The 16,610-nt window shown below is 66.4% G+C and carries 18 protein-coding genes; 4 read left to right on the plus strand and 14 right to left on the minus strand.

Going from position 1 to position 16,610, the window contains the following annotated elements; translation table 11 throughout:
- From H0W40_RS15275 to H0W40_RS15295, 5 genes are all read right to left on the minus strand, one after another.
- On the minus strand, nucleotides 1-124 hold a 124-nt coding region (locus H0W40_RS15275), incomplete at its 3' end, for an HU family DNA-binding protein (RefSeq protein ID WP_292447812.1).
- Nucleotides 125-386: 262 nt separating this feature from the next.
- Nucleotides 387-1,256, minus strand: coding sequence for a DMT family transporter (locus tag H0W40_RS15280; RefSeq protein WP_292447814.1), 870 nt, complete (start codon nucleotides 1,254-1,256; stop codon nucleotides 387-389).
- Between the two features lie 116 nt (nucleotides 1,257-1,372).
- A complete protein-coding gene (gene pgsA / locus H0W40_RS15285) occupies nucleotides 1,373-1,939 on the minus strand; it encodes a CDP-diacylglycerol--glycerol-3-phosphate 3-phosphatidyltransferase (RefSeq protein WP_292447817.1) in 567 nt (188 codons plus the stop codon).
- Between the two features lie 61 nt (nucleotides 1,940-2,000).
- Nucleotides 2,001-4,055 (minus strand): excinuclease ABC subunit UvrC, encoded by a 2,055-nt coding sequence (locus H0W40_RS15290; RefSeq protein ID WP_292447777.1) that lies wholly within the window; start codon nucleotides 4,053-4,055, stop codon nucleotides 2,001-2,003.
- Between the two features lie 46 nt (nucleotides 4,056-4,101).
- The gene (locus H0W40_RS15295) at nucleotides 4,102-4,599 is read right to left on the minus strand and encodes a hypothetical protein (RefSeq protein WP_292447780.1); all 498 of its coding nucleotides are present in this window, start codon (nucleotides 4,597-4,599) and stop codon (nucleotides 4,102-4,104) included.
- On the opposite strand from H0W40_RS15295, the gene earP reads away from it, so the two are divergent.
- From earP to mnmD, 4 genes are all read left to right on the plus strand, one after another.
- Entirely contained in the window at nucleotides 4,598-5,806 is a 1,209-nt protein-coding gene (gene earP / locus H0W40_RS15300; protein ID WP_367153826.1) for an elongation factor P maturation arginine rhamnosyltransferase EarP, read from the plus strand. The genes H0W40_RS15295 and earP overlap by 2 nt on opposite strands.
- 54 nt (nucleotides 5,807-5,860) lie before the next feature.
- Nucleotides 5,861-6,415, plus strand: a complete 555-nt coding sequence (gene efp / locus H0W40_RS15305; RefSeq protein WP_292447781.1) for an elongation factor P — start codon at nucleotides 5,861-5,863, stop codon at nucleotides 6,413-6,415.
- 198 nt (nucleotides 6,416-6,613) lie between these two features.
- Complete coding sequence (locus H0W40_RS15310) at nucleotides 6,614-7,564, plus strand: heme-dependent oxidative N-demethylase subunit alpha family protein (protein ID WP_292447784.1); 951 nt, start codon at nucleotides 6,614-6,616, stop codon at nucleotides 7,562-7,564.
- Nucleotides 7,561-9,657, plus strand: a complete 2,097-nt coding sequence (gene mnmD, locus H0W40_RS15315; RefSeq protein WP_292447785.1) for a tRNA (5-methylaminomethyl-2-thiouridine)(34)-methyltransferase MnmD — start codon at nucleotides 7,561-7,563, stop codon at nucleotides 9,655-9,657. The genes H0W40_RS15310 and mnmD overlap by 4 nt, the downstream gene beginning before the upstream one ends.
- Nucleotides 9,658-9,747: 90 nt before the next feature.
- Here mnmD and dnaB read toward each other — a convergent pair whose 3' ends face one another.
- The 9 genes from dnaB to H0W40_RS15360 form a co-directional block, all read right to left on the minus strand.
- Entirely contained in the window at nucleotides 9,748-11,166 is a 1,419-nt protein-coding gene (dnaB, locus tag H0W40_RS15320) for a replicative DNA helicase (RefSeq protein WP_292447786.1), read from the minus strand.
- 189 nt (nucleotides 11,167-11,355) lie between these two features.
- Nucleotides 11,356-11,808, minus strand: a complete 453-nt coding sequence (gene rplI, locus H0W40_RS15325; protein ID WP_292447789.1) for a 50S ribosomal protein L9 — start codon at nucleotides 11,806-11,808, stop codon at nucleotides 11,356-11,358.
- A 12-nt stretch (nucleotides 11,809-11,820) separates the two neighbouring features.
- Nucleotides 11,821-12,111, minus strand: coding sequence for a 30S ribosomal protein S18 (gene rpsR, locus H0W40_RS15330; RefSeq protein WP_292447792.1), 291 nt, complete (start codon nucleotides 12,109-12,111; stop codon nucleotides 11,821-11,823).
- 18 nt (nucleotides 12,112-12,129) lie between these two features.
- Nucleotides 12,130-12,447 carry a primosomal replication protein N gene (gene priB / locus H0W40_RS15335; protein WP_292447794.1) on the minus strand — a complete coding sequence of 106 codons (318 nt, stop codon included), beginning with the start codon at nucleotides 12,445-12,447 and terminating at the stop codon, nucleotides 12,130-12,132.
- Between the two features lie 33 nt (nucleotides 12,448-12,480).
- On the minus strand, nucleotides 12,481-12,873 hold the full coding sequence (gene rpsF / locus H0W40_RS15340) for a 30S ribosomal protein S6 (protein ID WP_292447796.1): 393 nt from the start codon (nucleotides 12,871-12,873) through the stop codon (nucleotides 12,481-12,483).
- Between the two features lie 229 nt (nucleotides 12,874-13,102).
- Complete coding sequence (locus H0W40_RS15345) at nucleotides 13,103-15,235, minus strand: sodium:solute symporter family protein (RefSeq protein WP_292447798.1); 2,133 nt, start codon at nucleotides 15,233-15,235, stop codon at nucleotides 13,103-13,105.
- Between the two features lies 1 nt (nucleotide 15,236).
- Nucleotides 15,237-15,494 (minus strand): DUF4212 domain-containing protein, encoded by a 258-nt coding sequence (locus tag H0W40_RS15350; RefSeq protein WP_292447801.1) that lies wholly within the window; start codon nucleotides 15,492-15,494, stop codon nucleotides 15,237-15,239.
- A 122-nt stretch (nucleotides 15,495-15,616) separates the two neighbouring features.
- Nucleotides 15,617-16,228 carry a tetratricopeptide repeat protein gene (locus tag H0W40_RS15355; protein WP_292447806.1) on the minus strand — a complete coding sequence of 204 codons (612 nt, stop codon included), beginning with the start codon at nucleotides 16,226-16,228 and terminating at the stop codon, nucleotides 15,617-15,619.
- Complete coding sequence (locus tag H0W40_RS15360) at nucleotides 16,225-16,524, minus strand: hypothetical protein (RefSeq protein ID WP_292447809.1); 300 nt, start codon at nucleotides 16,522-16,524, stop codon at nucleotides 16,225-16,227. The genes H0W40_RS15355 and H0W40_RS15360 overlap by 4 nt, the downstream gene beginning before the upstream one ends.
- Between the last annotated feature and the right edge of the window lie 86 nt (nucleotides 16,525-16,610).

The raw sequence follows: 16,610 nt of genomic DNA on the forward strand, positions 1-16,610 counted from the left end.
CGCTGCCCCCCTTCTTGAGCGTGGTGCGCACGCCGCCGATCAAGGCTTCGAGCGCGCGCGTGGCCGCGGCCTTGGAGATGTCGGCCTGCTTGGCAATGTGTTCGATCAGTTCGGTCTTGTTCACGAAAGTACCCCTGTTGAAAAGGTGTCTCTTGCTCGGGTTCGGGTGGCGGGACGGGCCCGTGGGACGCGCGCTGCAATCGACCGCAGTGGCTGCAGATTCATTACAGCGGTGAGCTTGCGGGGTGTCAAGCGTGCAGCGGAATTCTATGCAGATTACCTGTGGCGGCGCCTCGCACGCAGCGTGAATTCCGCGCTTGACAAGCGCATACGCAGCGAAACGTTCGTCCGACAAGCCGCTGGCCGCAGCGCCGCTCGACCCATGTTCATCGAGCTGCGACGGGGCGAAACGGCGTGCGCACCACGAGCGCGACGCCTGCCGCCGTGAAGCCCAGACCGATCAGCACGGGCGCGGCGAGCGACTCGTCGAACAGGGCCCAGGCCAGCACCGCGGTGCAGGGCGGAACGAGATACAACAAGCTCGTCACCGCGGTGGCCGCACCCCGCTGGATCAGCAGGTAAAGCAGCGAAGCGCCACCGAGCGTGAGCACCAGGACCGACCACGCCATCGCACCCAGTAGCTGCGGATGCTGCCAGTCGACGGCCTCGACCTCCAGCAGCGCGAACGGCAAGGTCACCGCCAGCGCAGCGAGCAATTGCACACTGCTGGCGGTGCGAACGTCGCACGGCTTTACATGGCGTTTCTGATAAAGCGTGCCGGTCGTGATGCTGAGCAGCGCGCCGAGTGCGAGCGACACGTTCCAGCCGGTGATCTCGCCACTGCCGAGTTTGGGGGCCACCACCAGCAGCAGACCGGCGAAGCCGAGGGCCAGACCGAGCCATTGCCGCGCCGACACGCGCTCGCCCTGCGAGGCCACAGCGGTGACCCACAGCGCCGTGAGTACCGGCTGCAGGCCGACAAGCAACGCCACCGTGCCCGCGCCGATGCCTGCCTTGACTGCCGCCCACACGCCGCCCAGGTAGCCCGCGTGGATGAGCACGCCGACCATTGCGAGGTGCGCCCACTGCGCCCTGTTGCGAGGCCATGCCGCTTTCGACAGTGCGATCCACACCCCGAAGCACATCAGCGAAAGCGCATAGCGCAACGCCAGGAACTTCAGCGGCGGAGCATGCGGCATGCCGTAGCGCGCCACGATGAAGCCGGTGCTCCAGATCAGCACGAAGACGATCGGCATGGCGAGCAGCAGCGTTTCGTCCACCGCGCCGGCGTGGCGCGATCGCCCGGCCGCGCCGGCGTGGCGCGATCGCCCGGCCGCGCCGCCAGCGGGCAGCGTCGAAAAACGACGCGCCATCAGCGCACCCTGGCCCGAATCTCCGGCAGCGCCTTCTGCAAGTAATAGACCATCGACCAGATCGTCAGCGCCGCAGCGACGACGATCAGTACCGTGCCCCACAAGCGGGTGTCGATCAGCCCGAACAGCACCGCGTCGTAGAGCAGGAACGGGATCGCGATCATCTGCACGGTGGTCTTGAGCTTGCCCAGCATGTGCACGGCAACGCTGCGTGAAGCGCCGATCTGCGCCATCCACTCGCGCAGCGCGGAAATCGCGATCTCGCGGCCGATGATGATCAAGGCCACGAACGAGTCCAGCCGCTGCTCGTGCACCAGAACCACCAGCGCGGCGCAGATCAGGAACTTGTCGGCGACGGGGTCGAGGAAGGCACCGAACGAAGACGTCATGTTCAGGCGCCGGGCCAGGTAACCGTCGGCCCAGTCTGTCAATGCCACGACGATGAAGAGCACCGTGGCCAGCAGGTTCTGCAGCGAAGTCTCGAGATCGAGATAGAAAACGCCGACGACCAGGGGGATGGCGACGATGCGCGCCCATGTCAGCAAGGTCGGCAGGTTGAAGAACATCCGCGCGATTGTGCCTTCGGACGCGCCTTCGGCCGGCACGACGGCGCTGCGGGGGTGCGGCTCAGTGGAGGACACGGTAGATCTCCTCGGCCAGTTCGCGCGATACGCCCTCCACACCGGCCAGATCGTCCACGCTCGCGTTCGCCACTCCCCTCACGCCGCCGAAGCGCTGCAGCAGCTTGGCGCGCTTGCGCGGCCCGATGCCGGCGATGTCTTCGAGCTTGCTGCTGCCGGTGCGCACGCTGGCCCGCCGGGCCCGCATGCCTGTGATCGCGAATCGGTGCGCCTCGTCGCGGATCTGCGCCACGAGCATCAGCGCCGACGAGTCGCGGCCCAGCCCGATCTTGGGGCGGCCGTCCGCGAACACCAGCTCCTCCAGCCCGACCTTGCGGCCCTCGCCTTTCTCGACGCCAGCGATCAGGCCAAGATCGAGGCCCAGTTCCCCGAACACCTCGCGGGCCATCGACACCTGCCCGCGGCCACCGTCCACCAGCACCAGATCGGGCAGCCGCGCCGTGCCCTTGCCCGCCGCCTCGGCGAGCTTGCCGTAGCGGCGGGTCAGCACCTGGCGCATCGCCGCGTAGTCGTCGCCCGGCGTGATGCCGGCGATGTTGTAGCGGCGGTACTGCGCGCTTTGCATCTTGTGCTGCTCGAACACCACGCACGAGGCCTGCGTCGCCTCGCCTGCGGTGTGGCTGATGTCGAAGCACTCGATGCGAAAACTGTCCAGGCTGTCGGGCGCGAGGTCGAGCGCATCGACCAGCGACCGCGTGCGCGATCGCTGCGAGCCTTCCTCGGCAAGCAGCTGAGCCAGCTTGATCCGGGCGTTCTTCAGCGCCATCTCCAGCCATTGCCGGCGCTGCTCGCGCGGCTGGTGCTGAGCGACGATGCGCACGCCGCTGGCTTCACGCAGCGCCTCGACCAGGCTCTTGGCGATCGGCTGGCTGGTGATGAGCAGCGGCGGCGGCGCACCGTCGAGGTAGTGCTGCCCGATGAAGGCCTCCAATACCTGGATCTGCACCTGTGCCTCGCTCGGCTCCGCCGGCTCGCCGCGTTCGGCCGACACGGCCGATTCAGTCGACTCGGCGGCAGCGTCTGTGGTCGCATCGGCCTCGCGTTCATCGGTCACTTTCCCGAGCACTGCCGCCTCTTCCACGTGGACCGGAAAGTAAGGCCGGTCGCCCAGGTGGCGGCCACCGCGCACCATCGCCAGATTCACACAGGCACGCCCGCCCTCGACCACCACCGCGATCACGTCGGCATCCTTGTCGAAGGCGCCGCCGGCATTGTTCTCGACCGATTGCTGGTGCAGCACCCGCGACAAGGCTGCAAGCTGGTTGCGGATCTCGGCCGCCTTCTCGAACTCGAGCGCCTCGGCGTGCGCGAGCATGCGCGCCTGCAAGGCGCCCATCACCTCCTCCACTTCGCCGAGCAGGAAGCGCTCCGCGTTGCCGACGTCGTGCGCGTAGTCCGGCTGCGCGATCTCCTTCACGCAGGGCCCCGAGCAGCGCTTGATCTGGTACAGCAGGCAGGGCCGCGTGCGGTGGTTGAAAACCGTGTCCTCGCAGGTGCGCAGGCGGAACACCTTCTGCAGCAACTGGATCGTTTCCTTGACTGCCCACGCGCTCGGGTACGGCCCGAAGTAGCGATGCCGCTTGTCGACCGCGCCCCGGTAATAGGCGATGCGCGGGTACTGCAGCGCGGCCGGTGCATTGGCGCCTTCGGCGGTGTGTGCGCCGGTGATCTTCAGGTACGGGTAGCTCTTGTCGTCACGGAACAGGATGTTGAACTTGGGGTTCAGCGTCTTGATCAGGTTGTTCTCGAGCAGCAGTGCCTCGGCTTCGGAGCGCACCACCGTCGTCTCCAGCCGCGCGATCTTCGACACCATGTGGCCGACCCGTGTCTGGCCGCCGCCATGCTGCTTCTGGAAGTAGCTCGACACGCGCTTCTTCAGGCTCCGCGCCTTGCCCACGTAAAGCAGCGTGCCCTGCGCGTCGAAGTAGCGGTACACGCCGGGCAGGCTCGGCAAGGCCGACACGTCGTCGAGCAGGCGCTGACGTGCTGCATCGACAGGCGGCGACGCGTCTTCCAGCGGCAAGTTTTCGGACTCGTTCATGAGACAAGATTGTGTCGCCCGGTTCGCGCGGACCTCCGGCGCCGGATCAGACGAACGCGATCATGCGTCCCGCGAACAGCACCGCGAGCCACAGCGCGATCGACAGCGCCGCGACCGCGCGAACGCCGGCCGTCAATGCGTGCCCGCCGCGCAGCGCGGCCGAGAAGCGCAGGTGGAACCACGCCACGTTGGCAAAGGCAGCGAGCAGCAACAGCAGCTTCCAGAAGAATGCCGGATTGACCAGGTAGTCACCCGGCTGCACGATGAACAAGAGCGGCCCGGTGCCGAGCGCCAGCACCACGCCGGCCGCCGCAAACGGCCAGGCCGCGCGGGCCACATGCGCCACGGGAACCTGTCGTGCGAAGCCGAGCAGACGCGCATCGACCACCGTGATCGCGCCGAGCAGCAGTGCGATTGCGACGATGTGCAGCGCACTGACCACCGGATACCCCCACATCGACTGCTGCAGCCACCGGGCCAGCGCCGTCGCCTCCAGGGCCTGAGCCATCGGCACGACGCCGGGCAAAACGGAGGCCACATTCATGCGCCGGATTGTGGCTTCGATAATCTCGCGCATGCACAGCGAGGCCTTGTCGCCACCGCCCTTGCGGGCGCTGAAGTGGGATCTCTTTTGCCGAGTCGTCGACAACCTCGGCGACATCGGTGTGTGCTGGCGCCTGGCGCGCCGGCTGGCGAGCCTGGGCCAGCACGTGCGGCTTTGGTGCGACGACAGCTCGGCGCTGTCGTGGATGGCGCCGCAGGGCGCTAGCGGCGTGATCGTGCTGCCCTGGCGCGAGCCGCACGACGGCGAGATGCCGGGCGACGCGGTAATCGAAGCCTTCGGCTGCGATCCGCCGGCCGGCTTCGTCGAACGCATGGCACGGGCCCCCCGCTCGCCGGTGTGGGTCGACCTCGAGTACCTGAGCGCCGAGGCGTATGTCGAACGCAGCCACGCCCTGCCCTCGCCGCAGTTCGCGGGGCCCGGGCGCGGCCTGAACAAGTGGTTCTTCTATCCCGGCTTCACATCTGCGACCGGCGGGCTGCTGCGCGAGGCGGGTCTGGCGTCCGAGCGCGCCGGCTTCGACGCCGCGGCGTGGCTGGCCGGTGTGGGAATCGGCGACTTGCCGGGGGCACGGCGCGTGAGCCTTTTCTGCTACGAACAACCGGCCCTGCAAGCGTGGCTCGCGCAGTGGCGGGCGGAGTCGACGCAGTTGCTGGTCACGCCTGGGCTGGCAGCGCGACAGGTCTCAGCAGCGCTCGCCTGCGACGGCGAGCCGGGATCGACCGCCGTGCGCGATGGGCTGGAGGCGCACTTCCTGCCATGGTTGCCGCAGCCGGAATTCGACCGTTTGCTATGGAGCTGCGATCTCAACCTGGTCCGTGGTGAGGATTCGCTGGTGCGGGCTCTGTGGGCCGGCAAGCCTTTCCTGTGGCAGCTCTATGCGCAGCAGGGCGGCGCGCAAGCGGCCAAGCTCGACGCTTTTCTCGACTTCTATCTGCAAGGCGCGGACGCCGTGCTCTCGCAGCACCTGCGCCGGCACTTCGCACAGTGCAACGGGCTGCTCTCGTTGCCGCGGGACCGCCAGCTCACCGTGGCGACAACGCAGTCTTTGCCTTTGGCGCAAGTCCCTTCGGACGCCGAAGCGTGGCGCACGCTGGCGGCCTTGCGCTGCGCCCGGCTCGAAGCGGCCATGGAGCTTGATGGCGACCTCGCGCTTCGGCTTTGCCGCTTTGTGGCCGCAAAAGGCTAAAATCTCGGGCTTTGCGCAGGCCGCACGCCCTTTCCGCAACGACAGGACACTCACATGAAAACCGCACAGGAAATCCGCGCCGGCAACGTGATCATGCAGGGCAAGGACCCGATGGTCATCCTCAGGACCGAATACAGCCGCGGTGGACGCAATTCCGCCACGGTCCGCATGAAGATGAAGAACCTGCTCAACGGCTCCGGCGCCGAGCTGGTGTTCAAGGCCGACGACAAGATGGACCAGATCGTGCTCGACAAGAAGGAGTGCACCTACACCTACTTCGCCGACCCGATGTACGTGTTCATGGACGCCGAGTACAACCAGTTCGAGGTCGAGGCCGAGAACATGGGCGACGCGATCCAGTATCTTGAAGACGCCATGCCGGTCGAAGTGGTGTTCTACGATGGCAAGGCGATTTCGGTGGAAGTGCCGACCAGCGTGGTGCGCGAGGTCGTCTACACCGAGCCGGCCGTCAAGGGCGACACCTCCGGCAAGATCCTGAAGCCGGCCAAGCTGGCTACGGGCTTCGAGGTCCCGGTACCGATCTTCGTGGCCACCGGCGACAAGATCGAGATCGACACCCGCACGCACGAGTACCGCAAGCGCGTCTGAGTCCGCGGCGCGATCGGCCGGCGCCGCGCAGGCTGGCGCGAGACAGGCCGGCCGTTTGCCTGCATGCGAAGGGCACCTGCGGGTGCCTTTTTTTATCGCCACATCATTGGCTCTGCCGCTGAGCGCCAATCGAAATCGCCGCCTTAATCCGCCGCCCGGTCTCGCTTCCACGATTTGCCACCCGCGCCATCATTCGCCATGCCGCCGTCTTCCCGCTTCGACTTCGACGCCGCGGTCAAGGCGCCGTTTCGCATGCAACCCGGCCTGCGCAAACTTCAGCCCGGCTCGCGCCAGCTCACTGCCCTGGCGCCGGACTCGCCCGCGTTCGCAGAGAAACTCGCGGTGTTGAGCACCGCACCAGACGATGCCTTGCTGTGCACCGACGACTTCGATCCCTTGCCCGCCCTGCGTGCGTTGGTAGAGAACGCGGCGATCCAGTGCCCCGGCGTGCTGGACGCAAATGCCGATGGGGTGCTCGGCTTCGCGCTCGGCTGGCATGTGGGTTGGAACGGTGTCGCGCTGCAACCCCGGCCAGGCGCTCATGAGCGTGCCGGCGCCTGCCTGGCTGCGCTGCCCGCAACGCAGCGGCTCGCCGCGCTGCTGAGCCTGTCTCTGCACGAGGACCTGGCCATCGTCGACGGCAAGAGCGCCACGCTCCCCTGGCTCGCCGTCTGCCTGCCCTCGCATTGGGCGCCTCGCGACAAGATCGGGCGTTCGTTTGCGGCGGTGCACGGCCCGGTGGCCGACAACGCGACCCTGCTCGCCGCCAGCGAGCACTTGGTGCGCCTGGTGTGCCAGCCGGCGCGATGGGAGCGCTTTGTTTGGACGGTCACGCCGCATGCCGGGCTGGACAGACATCCGCTGCGGCATGAGCCGGTGGCCTGGTGCAAGTCAGCCGGCGAAGTCGCCGCGCAGGCGCACTGGCGCACCGAGCACCAGACCTTCATCCCCCTGCCCTCGCTTCAGCAAGCGCTGTTCACCATCCATGTCGACGTGGAGCCGCTGGCGCAGGCCATCGCCACGCCGGAGCGCGCCGCGGCGCTTCATGCAGCGCTTTCGACGATGAGCGACGCGGTGCTCGCCTACCGCGGCCTGAGCGAGGCGCGCGAGCCCTTGCTTGCCTGGCTGGCCGAGCGCGCTGCCGCGTGAAGACCCGGCCGATCAAGCCCGGGCGCCTGGCTTTCGCCCGCGAAGGCGGGCCGTCATCCGGCAACGGCAACGGCAACGGCAACGGCAACGGCAACGGCAACGGCAACGGCGACTTCTACACCGCAGCGTCCGGCAGCGTGTTACGGGCTCGCCAAGTCTTCCTGGCCGGCAACCGACTGCCAGAGCGCTGGGCCGGTCGCGAGCGTTTCGTGATCCTCGAAACCGGTTTCGGCCTGGGCTACAACTTCCTCGCTGCCTGGGACGCCTGGCGCAGCGACCCGCAACGCTGCGAGCGGCTGGTTTTCATCTCGATCGAGAAGCAGCCGCTGACGCGCGAAGATCTGGCCCTCGCGCATACGGTCTCACCGCTGCCGGAGCTGGCAACGCAACTGCGGGCCGCCTGGCCCTTGCGCACGCCGAACTTCCATCCCCTCGCCTTCGAGGAAGGGCGCTTGCAATTGCTGCTCGGTTTCGGCGACGTCGCATTGCTGCTGCCGCAACTCGTCGCTTCGGTCGATGCCTTCTTCCTCGACAGCTTCGCGCCGGCCGCCCACCCGCAGATGTGGGACACCCATCTCCTTCGGCGCCTAGGCCGCCTGGCTGCACCGGGTGCCACCGCGGCAACCCCGGACACATCGAGCGTGCTGCGCCAAGGGCTCACCGCGGCCGGCTTTGCGGTCGAGGTTGTCGCGGGCATCGGCGAGAAGCGCGAAATCACCGTTGCACTTCACTCGCCGCGTCACGTGGCCGTGCTGCCGCCCGGCGGTTGGCACGCGCATCGCGGTTCGCGCGAAGCGATCGTCATCGGCGCCGGCTTGGCCGGATGCGCGGCGGTCTGGGCCCTGTCGCTGCACGGCTGGAACTGCCGCGTGCTCGATCGCCACGGCGACTCCGCATGCGCGACCTCCGGCAATCCGGCGGGGCTGTTCCATGGCAGCTTCCACCGCGACGATGGTCCGCATGCACGCGCACATCGCGCGGCCGCGCTGCTGACCCAACGCATGGCGGGCGCGTGGATTACAGAAGGCCGGATCCCAGGGCAGCTTGCCGGCTGCCTTCGCCTGGAAAGCCGGCTCGATGCCGCCAGCGCCCGTGCGGCGCTGGCGGCCCAGCAACTCGACAGTGGCTATGTCGGCTGGCTCGACCGCGGCGCAGCCAGCCGGCTCAGCGGTTTGGACCTGCCCAGCGGCGCTTGGCACTACCCCGGCGGCGGATGGCTCGCGCCGCGCGCCTACGCGAGACAGCTTTTTTTGCGCAGCGGTGCCGCTTTCATCGGCAATGCCGAGGTCGCGCGCATCGCGCGGCACGGCGGTGCGTGGCAGGCCCTGGATGCGCGGGGTGACGTGCTTGCCGAGGCGCCGGTGCTGGTGCTCGCGAATGCGCTTGACGCGAAACGCCTGTTGGGCGGCGCTGACAACGCCCTCGCAGGGACCGCAGCGCGCGCTGTGGCCAACGGCCTCCCTCGCAACTCGCTCGGCGGCGCCGAGGGCATTCGGGCAGCGACTTCTGCGCATGCGTTCGCCGCACTGTCGGCCGTTCGCGGCCAGATCAGCAGCCTCGACATCGCCCACCCGCCGACACTGCCGTTGCCGCGCCTGCCGGTCGCCGGCAGCGGCTACGTGCTGCCACCGATCGAGGGCCGGCTGATCTTCGGCGCGACCAGCCAAGCGGACGATGAAGACACGCATCTGCGTGAAAGCGATCACCGGAGCAACCTCGCACAACTGGCCGGTCTGTGCGCAGGCGACGCGAACGCATGGCAGGCGCTGCCCTGGGAGGGCCGGGTCGGCTGGCGCACGGTGACGCCGGACCGGCTTCCCTTGATCGGCGCCGCGGTCAACTTCGAAGCCCTGCGCGACGAGGCACGCGCCGATCAGCCACGTTTCGTGCCGCGCCTGCGCGACGCCGAAGGCGGGCTGTACGTCTTTACTGGCCTCGGCTCGCGCGGCATTGCGTGGGCCACGCTCGGTGCGCAATTGCTGGCTTCGTGGGTCAGCGGCGCGCCCTGCCCGCTCGAGGCCGATCTGCGTGACTCACTCGATCCCGCGCGTTATGCGCTGGGCGGTGCGGTCGATCGGTCCGCGATTCGCTGACGCGGATCGATGAACCCGCGCGGGCAGCAAGTCCGTTCAACGCTCGAGGCGGCACCGCAGGCTCAAAGCCGGAGCCGGGGCGCAAGCCGCTCAGTAGTCGCTGCCGACCGACCCGGGCGCCAGGTTATCGAAGCGCGTCAGCGGCTTCAGGAAAGTCAGCTTGGCGGTGCCGACCGGCCCGTTGCGCTGCTTGGCGATGATGATCTCGGCAATGCCCGGCTCCTTGGACGCTTCCTTGTTGTAGTAGTCATCGCGGTAGATGAACATGATGACGTCGGCGTCCTGCTCGATGGCGCCCGACTCGCGCAGGTCGCTCATCATCGGGCGCTTGTCGGTACGGCTCTCGACGCTGCGGTTCAGCTGCGAGAGCGCGATCACCGGGCACTTCAGCTCCTTGGCCAGCGACTTCAGGCCGCGCGAAATTTCGCCCAGCACGGTGGCGCGGTTCTCCTCGCTGCCCCCGCCGCTGCCGGTCATGAGCTGCATGTAGTCCACCACGATCAGACCGAGCTGGCCGCACTGGCGGGCCTGCCGCCGTGCGCGCGCACGCAGCTCGCTGGGCGTGAGGGCGGCGCTTTCGTCGATGTAGATGCTGGCCTTGCCGAGCTTGTCGACCGCTTCGGTGAGGCGGCCCCACTCGTCGTCGCGCAGGGCGCCGGTGCGCAGGTGCTGCTGATCGATGCGCCCGAGCGAGCCGACCATGCGCAGCGCCAGTTGCGAGGCGCCCATTTCCATCGAGAACACCACCACCGGCAAGCCCTCGTTGACGGCGACATGCTCGGCCATGTTGAGTGCGAAGGCGGTCTTGCCCATCGAGGGGCGCGCCGCCAGAACGATCAGGTCACCGGCCTGCAGGCCGGCGGTCATGCGGTCGAGGTCGTAGAAGCCGCTGCGCACGCCGGTGACTTCCTCGGCGCCGTTGTCGGCGAGTTCCTGCACGCGGTCGATGAGCTGCACCACCAGGGAATCCATGCTCTGGAAACCCTGGCGAGTGCGTGAACCTTCCTCGCCGATCTTGAAGATCTGGCCCTCGGCTTCGTCGAGGATCTGCGCGACCGGGCGGCCTTGCGGGTTGAAGGCCTTGGTGGCGATCTCGTCGCTGGCGGCCACCAGCTTGCGCAGGATGGCGCGCTCGCGAACGATCTCGGCGTAGCGACGCAAGTTGGCCGCGCTGGGCACGCTTTGCGCGAGCCCGTTGAGAAAACTCAAGCCCCCGACCTCTTCCGCCTTGCCGAGCGACTGCAGTTGCTCGTAGACCGTGATCACGTCGGCCGGCTTGGTGGCGTTGATCAGCGTGCCGATCGCCGAGTAGATGAGCCGGTGCTCGTAGCGGTAGAAGTCGCTGTCGACAAGGAGGTCGCCGGCGCGGTCCCAGGCGCCGTTGTCGATGAGCAGGCCGCCGAGCACGCTTTGCTCGGCCTCCACGGAATGCGGGGGAATGCGCAGGCGCGCAACCTCGTCGTCGCCGCGCGAGCGGCCGGGATCTGAAACGGAGAAGACGGCCGACATGAAGCAGGAATCCTAGTGAGGATCGACGCTCGGCGCCAGCGCACAAGCACGAGAAATTGCAGAGTGTGTAGGCGCGGCTGTGGACAAACTTGTGATCAAGCAGTGCACTGCCGGTGGACGGATCCGGAAATCGCAAACGCAAAGAAAAAGGCCGGCGTCATGCCGGCCTTTCTTGCGGGGGAAGGCAGCTCAGGCGGCCTCGCCCACCACCGTTACGTTAACGTCGACCACCACGTCGGTGTGCAGCGCGACGGTCACCGCGTGCTCGCCGACCGTCTTGAGCGGACCCGCCGGCATGCGCACCTGGGCCTTGGCGACCGTGAAGCCGATCTTGCCGAGTGCCTCGGCGATGTCCTGGTTGGTCACCGAGCCGAACAGTCGGCCATCGACACCGGCCTTTTGGGCGATGCTGAGCGTCTTGCCGGCGAGCTTTTCGCCTTCGGACTGCGAGGCGGCGAGCTTGGCATTCGCGGCCTTCTCCAGTTCGGCACGCTTGGCCTCGAACTCCTGCACCGCCGTGGCGGTTCCACGCCGCGCGGCGCCGCTCGGGATGAGGTAGTTGCGGGCGTATCCGTCCTTGACCTTGACGACTTCGCCGAGGTTGCCGAGGTTGGCCACTTTTTCAAGCAGGATGATTTGCATGATGTGAGCTCCTCAGACCTTGTGCTGGTCGCTGTACGGCAGCAGGGCCAGGAAGCGCGCGCGCTTGATGCAGGTGGAGAGCTGGCGCTGGAAGAAGGCGCGCGTACCGGTCAGCCGCGCGGGCGTGATCTTGCCGTTCTCGCCGATGAAGTCGCGCAGCGTGTCGACATCCTTGTAGTCGATCTCGGTGACGCCGGTGACGGTGAAGCGGCAGAACCGCTTGCGGCGAAACAGCAGCGACTGCGTGTTGCGCTTGGGTTTTTTGTCTTTGCCGAAACGGCCTTTACCACGGGGCGGGGGCATAGTGAACTCCTGAAAATTTCAATCCGAATCAAAGGGGGCGACAACGACGGAGGCCGGGTCGAACTCGGTGATGTGCAGCAATACGCCTCTGCCGTTGCGGGCGGAACCAAGGAAGCCGGCAAACCCTGCGGTGTCTCCCACCGCCAGCTTGCCGATCTGCTCGGCTACCGCTCCGATCCCCACCGCGCGAACCTCCAGGGAGACCTTGCGGGGGTGCCCGGCTTCCGTCACCTCGGACTCGTGCTTCAAGCTCAAGTCCAGGGCCGGCAGGCCGGCGGGCGTATAGCGCACCTGGCCTCGCTGCACCACCTGCGCCTGCAGAACCACACGGTTCATGTCAGCGCCGGCACATGCGAAGCCGCTCCGAACTCAGGCTGCAGCTTCCTGTTGCTGTTGCTGCTGTTGCGGCGGGGGCGACGGCGCCTTGCGCGATTCTTCGCGCTCGACCGCCTTCATCATCACCGAAGGCGTCGTCTCGGCCTTGCTCTTTTGCACCGTCAGGTGGCGCAGCACGGCGTCGTTGAACTTGAAGCCGGTCTCGAGCTCGAGCAAGGTTTCCTTGCTGCACTCGATGTTGATGCACAGGTAGTGCGCCTTGGCAAGCTTGTTGATCATGTAGGCTAGCTGGCGCCGGCCCCAGTCCTCAACCCGGTGCATCGTGCCGCCGGCGGCGGTAATGCTGCTCCTGTACCGCTCGAGCATGGCCGGAACCTGCTCGCTTTGATCCGGATGGATCAGCAGAACGATCTCGTAGTGACGCATTGAATCTCCTTGTGGGTTCCGCTTGGCCGAGCGCTGCATGAAAGCAACGCCCGAATCTGCGGGAAAGCCGCCCCCGAGCGTCAACTTGGGGTGCGGCAAGGCAAGCCCGAGAGTATAGCGGCTCGCCTCTCGCGACGGCCCTTAACGGTTCCGGCCAAAGAAAAGCGGCCTGCGTTGCCGCAGGCCGCTTTTAGGACGAAAGAGCCGGCCGCAGCCGGCCCTACCGCGCTCAGGTACCCAGGCTCTGCACGGTGTCGCCGCGCAGGTTCGGGTAGCGAACGTGCTCGATCAGCTCCTGCACCTTCCTGTTCGGTGCCGGCGTGAACAGGCTCACCAGGATGATCACCGCAAAGCCGACCGGCACGCCGAACACGCCGGCCGAGATCGGCAAGATGCCGAACCATAGGCTGATCGGCTCGGTGATGCCGAAGATACCGCGCATCCAGACCTGGTTGTGGGCCATGTAGTACATGGTCGTGCCCAGGCCGGCGATCATGCCCAGCACGGCGCCGGCGCTGGAAGCACGCTTCCAGAAGATGCCGAGCACCAGCGCCGGGAAGAAGCCGGCCGCCGCGAACGAGAAGGCCGCCGAGACCAGGAACAAGATGTCCGCCGGCTTCTGCGACGCCACGTAGGCCGCACACAGGGCCACCACCAACAACAGCATCTTGGAGATGGTGACGCGGCGTGAAGTGGAGGCGTTAGGGTCGATCATCTTGTAGTACAGGTCATGCGACAGCGCATTGGCGATCGTCAACAACAGGCCATCGGCCGTAGAGAGCGCCGCCGCCAGACCACCCGCAGCCACCATGCCCGAAACCACATACGGCAAACCGCCGATTTCCGCCGTGGCCAGCACGATGATGTCGCCGCCGATCTTCATCTCGCTCAACTGGAAGATACCGTCGCCGTTGACGTCTGCGACCGACATCAGCGTCGGATCGACGCGTGCCCAGTTGGCAATCCAGGCCGGCAGTTGATCGAAGGGCGTACCCACCAAGTTGTTGAAGATCTCGAACTTGACGAGCACCGCCAGTGCCGGCGCAGTGAAGTACAGCAGGAAGATGAAGAACAGCGACCAGGTCACCGACTCGCGCGCCTCCCTCACCGACGGCGTGGTGTAGTAGCGCATGAGGATGTGCGGCAATGCGGCCGTACCCACCATAAGGCAGAACACCAGCGCCATGAAGTTGCGCCGCGAGTCATTGAAGGCCGCTCGCTCTGCCTCGGTGCCGTCCGGGTTGCCGGCGTAAATCTGCGCGTGGTTCGGCATGCCGTTCAGCGGTGCAGCACGGCCCGCGTTAGCAGTCTTGGCGGCGGCGTAGGAGGCACGAGCCGCTTCTTCGCTCGCCGGCAATGCAGCCACCTGCCTCTCTGCGGCCTGAACCTCGGCCAGCGGTGCGTTCGACGACTTGAGGTCCGTTAGCCTTTGCTCGGCGGCAGTACGGTCAGCCGCCATCGCGGTCGGCACGTCCTTGAGCTTCGCATCGGCGGCGGCCGCACGTTGCTTGAAGATGTTCACGACTTCGAGCTCTTTCGGATCGACGCGCAACTGGTCGCCACGCTCGGAGACCTTCTGGAGCTGTTGGCCGTAGATCACCTGAGGGATCGGCACACCGGTCTGCTTCACCGAAAGCCACACCACCGGAATCATGTAGGCAATGATCAAGATGATGTACTGCGCCACTTGAGTCCAGGTGACTGCGCGCATTCCTCCGAGGAAGGAGCAGACCAGGATGCCGCCGAGGCCGACGAACACACCGATCTCGAACGCCAAACCGCTCAGGCGAGCAGTGATGATGCCCACGCCGTAGATCTGCGCCACGACATAAGTAAAGGAGCACAGGATCGCCGCGAAAATACCAATGAAGCGCGCCGCATTGCCGCCGTAGCGCTCTCCCAGGAAGTCCGGGATCGTGAACTGTCCGAACTTGCGCAGGTAGGGCGCGAGGAACAGCGCCACCAGGCAGTACCCGCCTGTCCACCCCATGATGAAAGCCAAGCCGCCGAAGCCCGTCAGGTAGAGCGTGCCAGCCATGCCGATGAACGAGGCTGCGCTCATCCAGTCGGCGCCGGTCGCCATGCCGTTGTAGATGGCGGGCACGCGCCGGCCGGCGACGTAGTACTCCGACGCATCGGTCGTGCGGCTCATGATGCCGATGCCGGCATACAAGGCCACGGTGGCGATCAGAAAGATGAAGCCGATCCAGTTCCGTGGCAGGCCCATCTGCTCGAGGATCGCGAGCACGATGACGAAGACGATGAAGCCTCCCGTGTACCAGGTATAGACCTTGTTGAGCTGCTTCTTGAAAGCGGCATTGGCAGCGCGACCGCTGCCCGCAGTGGGTGTCAAGCCAGCCATGTCATTCCTCCTCGGCAACGCCGTGTTCTTGGTCGAGACGGTTCATGTACCGCGCGTAGAACCCAATGATGATCACGTAAACGATCAGCGAGCCCTGAGCCCCCATGTAGAAGCTGAAGGGCCAGCCGAAAAAGTTGAAGTTGAGGTCGCGTGCGAAATACGCCATCACGAAAGTCACCACGAACCAGATCGCCAGCAGGATTCCCGTGATCCTCAGGTTCTTGCGCCAATATTCACGTTGGTTTTCCGTAATTTGCATTGCTGCACTCCTCTCCACACTGTTGTCTCGACCCCGACGGGGGGTCACCGAAGGACTCTTCTCTCGGACCTCACCCGCTCCGCACGGAGCTTGCAGTCAAGCAGATTGCGTGCATCATCATTTCAGCCAACGGAACGCGGCGTGAGGAGCAAGCCCGTTTCGCGCTCGAGTTGAGCGGCGACCTTGGGCTCGAAACCCTGCAGGTGGCGAATGATCTTCACCGCCTCCTCAGGCTGATGGCGATCGACCTGAACGCGCGCAAGTTGATACCAGCCGTGCGGGCTCATGGGTTGCAGCTTGGTGTTGCGCTCGAGCGCGACGACCGCGTCGTCGAAGCGGCGCTGGCGAATCGCCACCAGCGCCAGGCCGTACCAGGCGCGGTCGAGCTTGGGGTCGAGTTCGACGGCGCGCTCCAGGGCGGCGCGCGCCTCGTCGAGTTCGCCTTGCTGTTCGAGCAGGAAGCCGAGATTGAACCAGGCCGACGGATGATCGGCGGTGACGATCAGCAAGGCGCGATAGTCGGCGATGGCTGCGGCGCGGTCGCCGGCCTGCGCCGACGCGTGAGCGCGGCTGGCCAGCGCATAGGCATCACCGGGCCGCAGCGCCAGCATTTCGTCGAAGGCATCGAGTGCGAACTGGCGCAGACCGAGCACGAGGCCGGCCTGGGCGCGCCATTTCAGCAGCAGGTAACGCAGGCGCATTGGCCGGCTGTGCCGGTTGGAGGCGGAGTTCATTGGCACAGTCCCTGACCGATGTTTCCGCGGCAGAGTTCGACCTTCTGAAGCAGCGCGAACACCCAGACCCAAGTCAGCGCAACGAAGGTCAGCAGCGGAATGTGTCGATCGATGACCACCTTGGGCGTAACTTTGCGGAAGACCGAGGTGAACGGCCGGGTCATGATCGACAGCAGCTGATAGAACAGGTTCTGCTCGCGCTTGGCGCCGGCGAGCAGGCCCAGCAGCCACCTCCCGGCGAGTGCCAACAGCGCAATTTCGGCGATGAGTTTGATCGAGGTCACAAGCAGCAGCATGGCGCTCCGAGGGGTTGGTGTCATTTTGAAACCTGGGCTTACGACAAACTGACTCGAAGCGGCCGCGTCGGCACCCTCGCCTCAGT

It is taken from the genome of Methylibium sp. (assembly GCF_013817345.1).
Classification (GTDB): domain Bacteria; phylum Pseudomonadota; class Gammaproteobacteria; order Burkholderiales; family Burkholderiaceae_C; genus Methylibium.

Bases quoted from the DNA above. Each gene is read 5' to 3' on its own strand.
- H0W40_RS15295 (WP_292447780.1), bottom strand. From the start codon at position 4,599: ATGAATGTGGCCTCCGTTTTGCCCGGCGTCGTGCCGATGGCTCAGGCC.
- H0W40_RS15280 (WP_292447814.1), bottom strand. From the start codon at position 1,256: ATGCCGATCGTCTTCGTGCTGATCTGGAGCACCGGCTTCATCGTGGCG.
- H0W40_RS15310 (WP_292447784.1), top strand. From the start codon at position 6,614: ATGCCGCCGTCTTCCCGCTTCGACTTCGACGCCGCGGTCAAGGCGCCG.
- rpsF (WP_292447796.1), bottom strand. From the start codon at position 12,873: ATGCGTCACTACGAGATCGTTCTGCTGATCCATCCGGATCAAAGCGAG.
- rpsR (WP_292447792.1), bottom strand. From the start codon at position 12,111: ATGCCCCCGCCCCGTGGTAAAGGCCGTTTCGGCAAAGACAAAAAACCC.
- priB (WP_292447794.1), bottom strand. From the start codon at position 12,447: ATGAACCGTGTGGTTCTGCAGGCGCAGGTGGTGCAGCGAGGCCAGGTG.
- efp (WP_292447781.1), top strand. From the start codon at position 5,861: ATGAAAACCGCACAGGAAATCCGCGCCGGCAACGTGATCATGCAGGGC.
- H0W40_RS15290 (WP_292447777.1), bottom strand. From the start codon at position 4,055: ATGAACGAGTCCGAAAACTTGCCGCTGGAAGACGCGTCGCCGCCTGTC.
- earP (WP_367153826.1), top strand. From the start codon at position 4,598: ATGCGCCGGATTGTGGCTTCGATAATCTCGCGCATGCACAGCGAGGCC.
- pgsA (WP_292447817.1), bottom strand. From the start codon at position 1,939: ATGTTCTTCAACCTGCCGACCTTGCTGACATGGGCGCGCATCGTCGCC.
- H0W40_RS15355 (WP_292447806.1), bottom strand. From the start codon at position 16,228: ATGAACTCCGCCTCCAACCGGCACAGCCGGCCAATGCGCCTGCGTTAC.
- H0W40_RS15360 (WP_292447809.1), bottom strand. From the start codon at position 16,524: ATGCTGCTGCTTGTGACCTCGATCAAACTCATCGCCGAAATTGCGCTG.
- rplI (WP_292447789.1), bottom strand. From the start codon at position 11,808: ATGCAAATCATCCTGCTTGAAAAAGTGGCCAACCTCGGCAACCTCGGC.
- H0W40_RS15345 (WP_292447798.1), bottom strand. From the start codon at position 15,235: ATGGCTGGCTTGACACCCACTGCGGGCAGCGGTCGCGCTGCCAATGCC.
- H0W40_RS15350 (WP_292447801.1), bottom strand. From the start codon at position 15,494: ATGCAAATTACGGAAAACCAACGTGAATATTGGCGCAAGAACCTGAGG.
- dnaB (WP_292447786.1), bottom strand. From the start codon at position 11,166: ATGTCGGCCGTCTTCTCCGTTTCAGATCCCGGCCGCTCGCGCGGCGAC.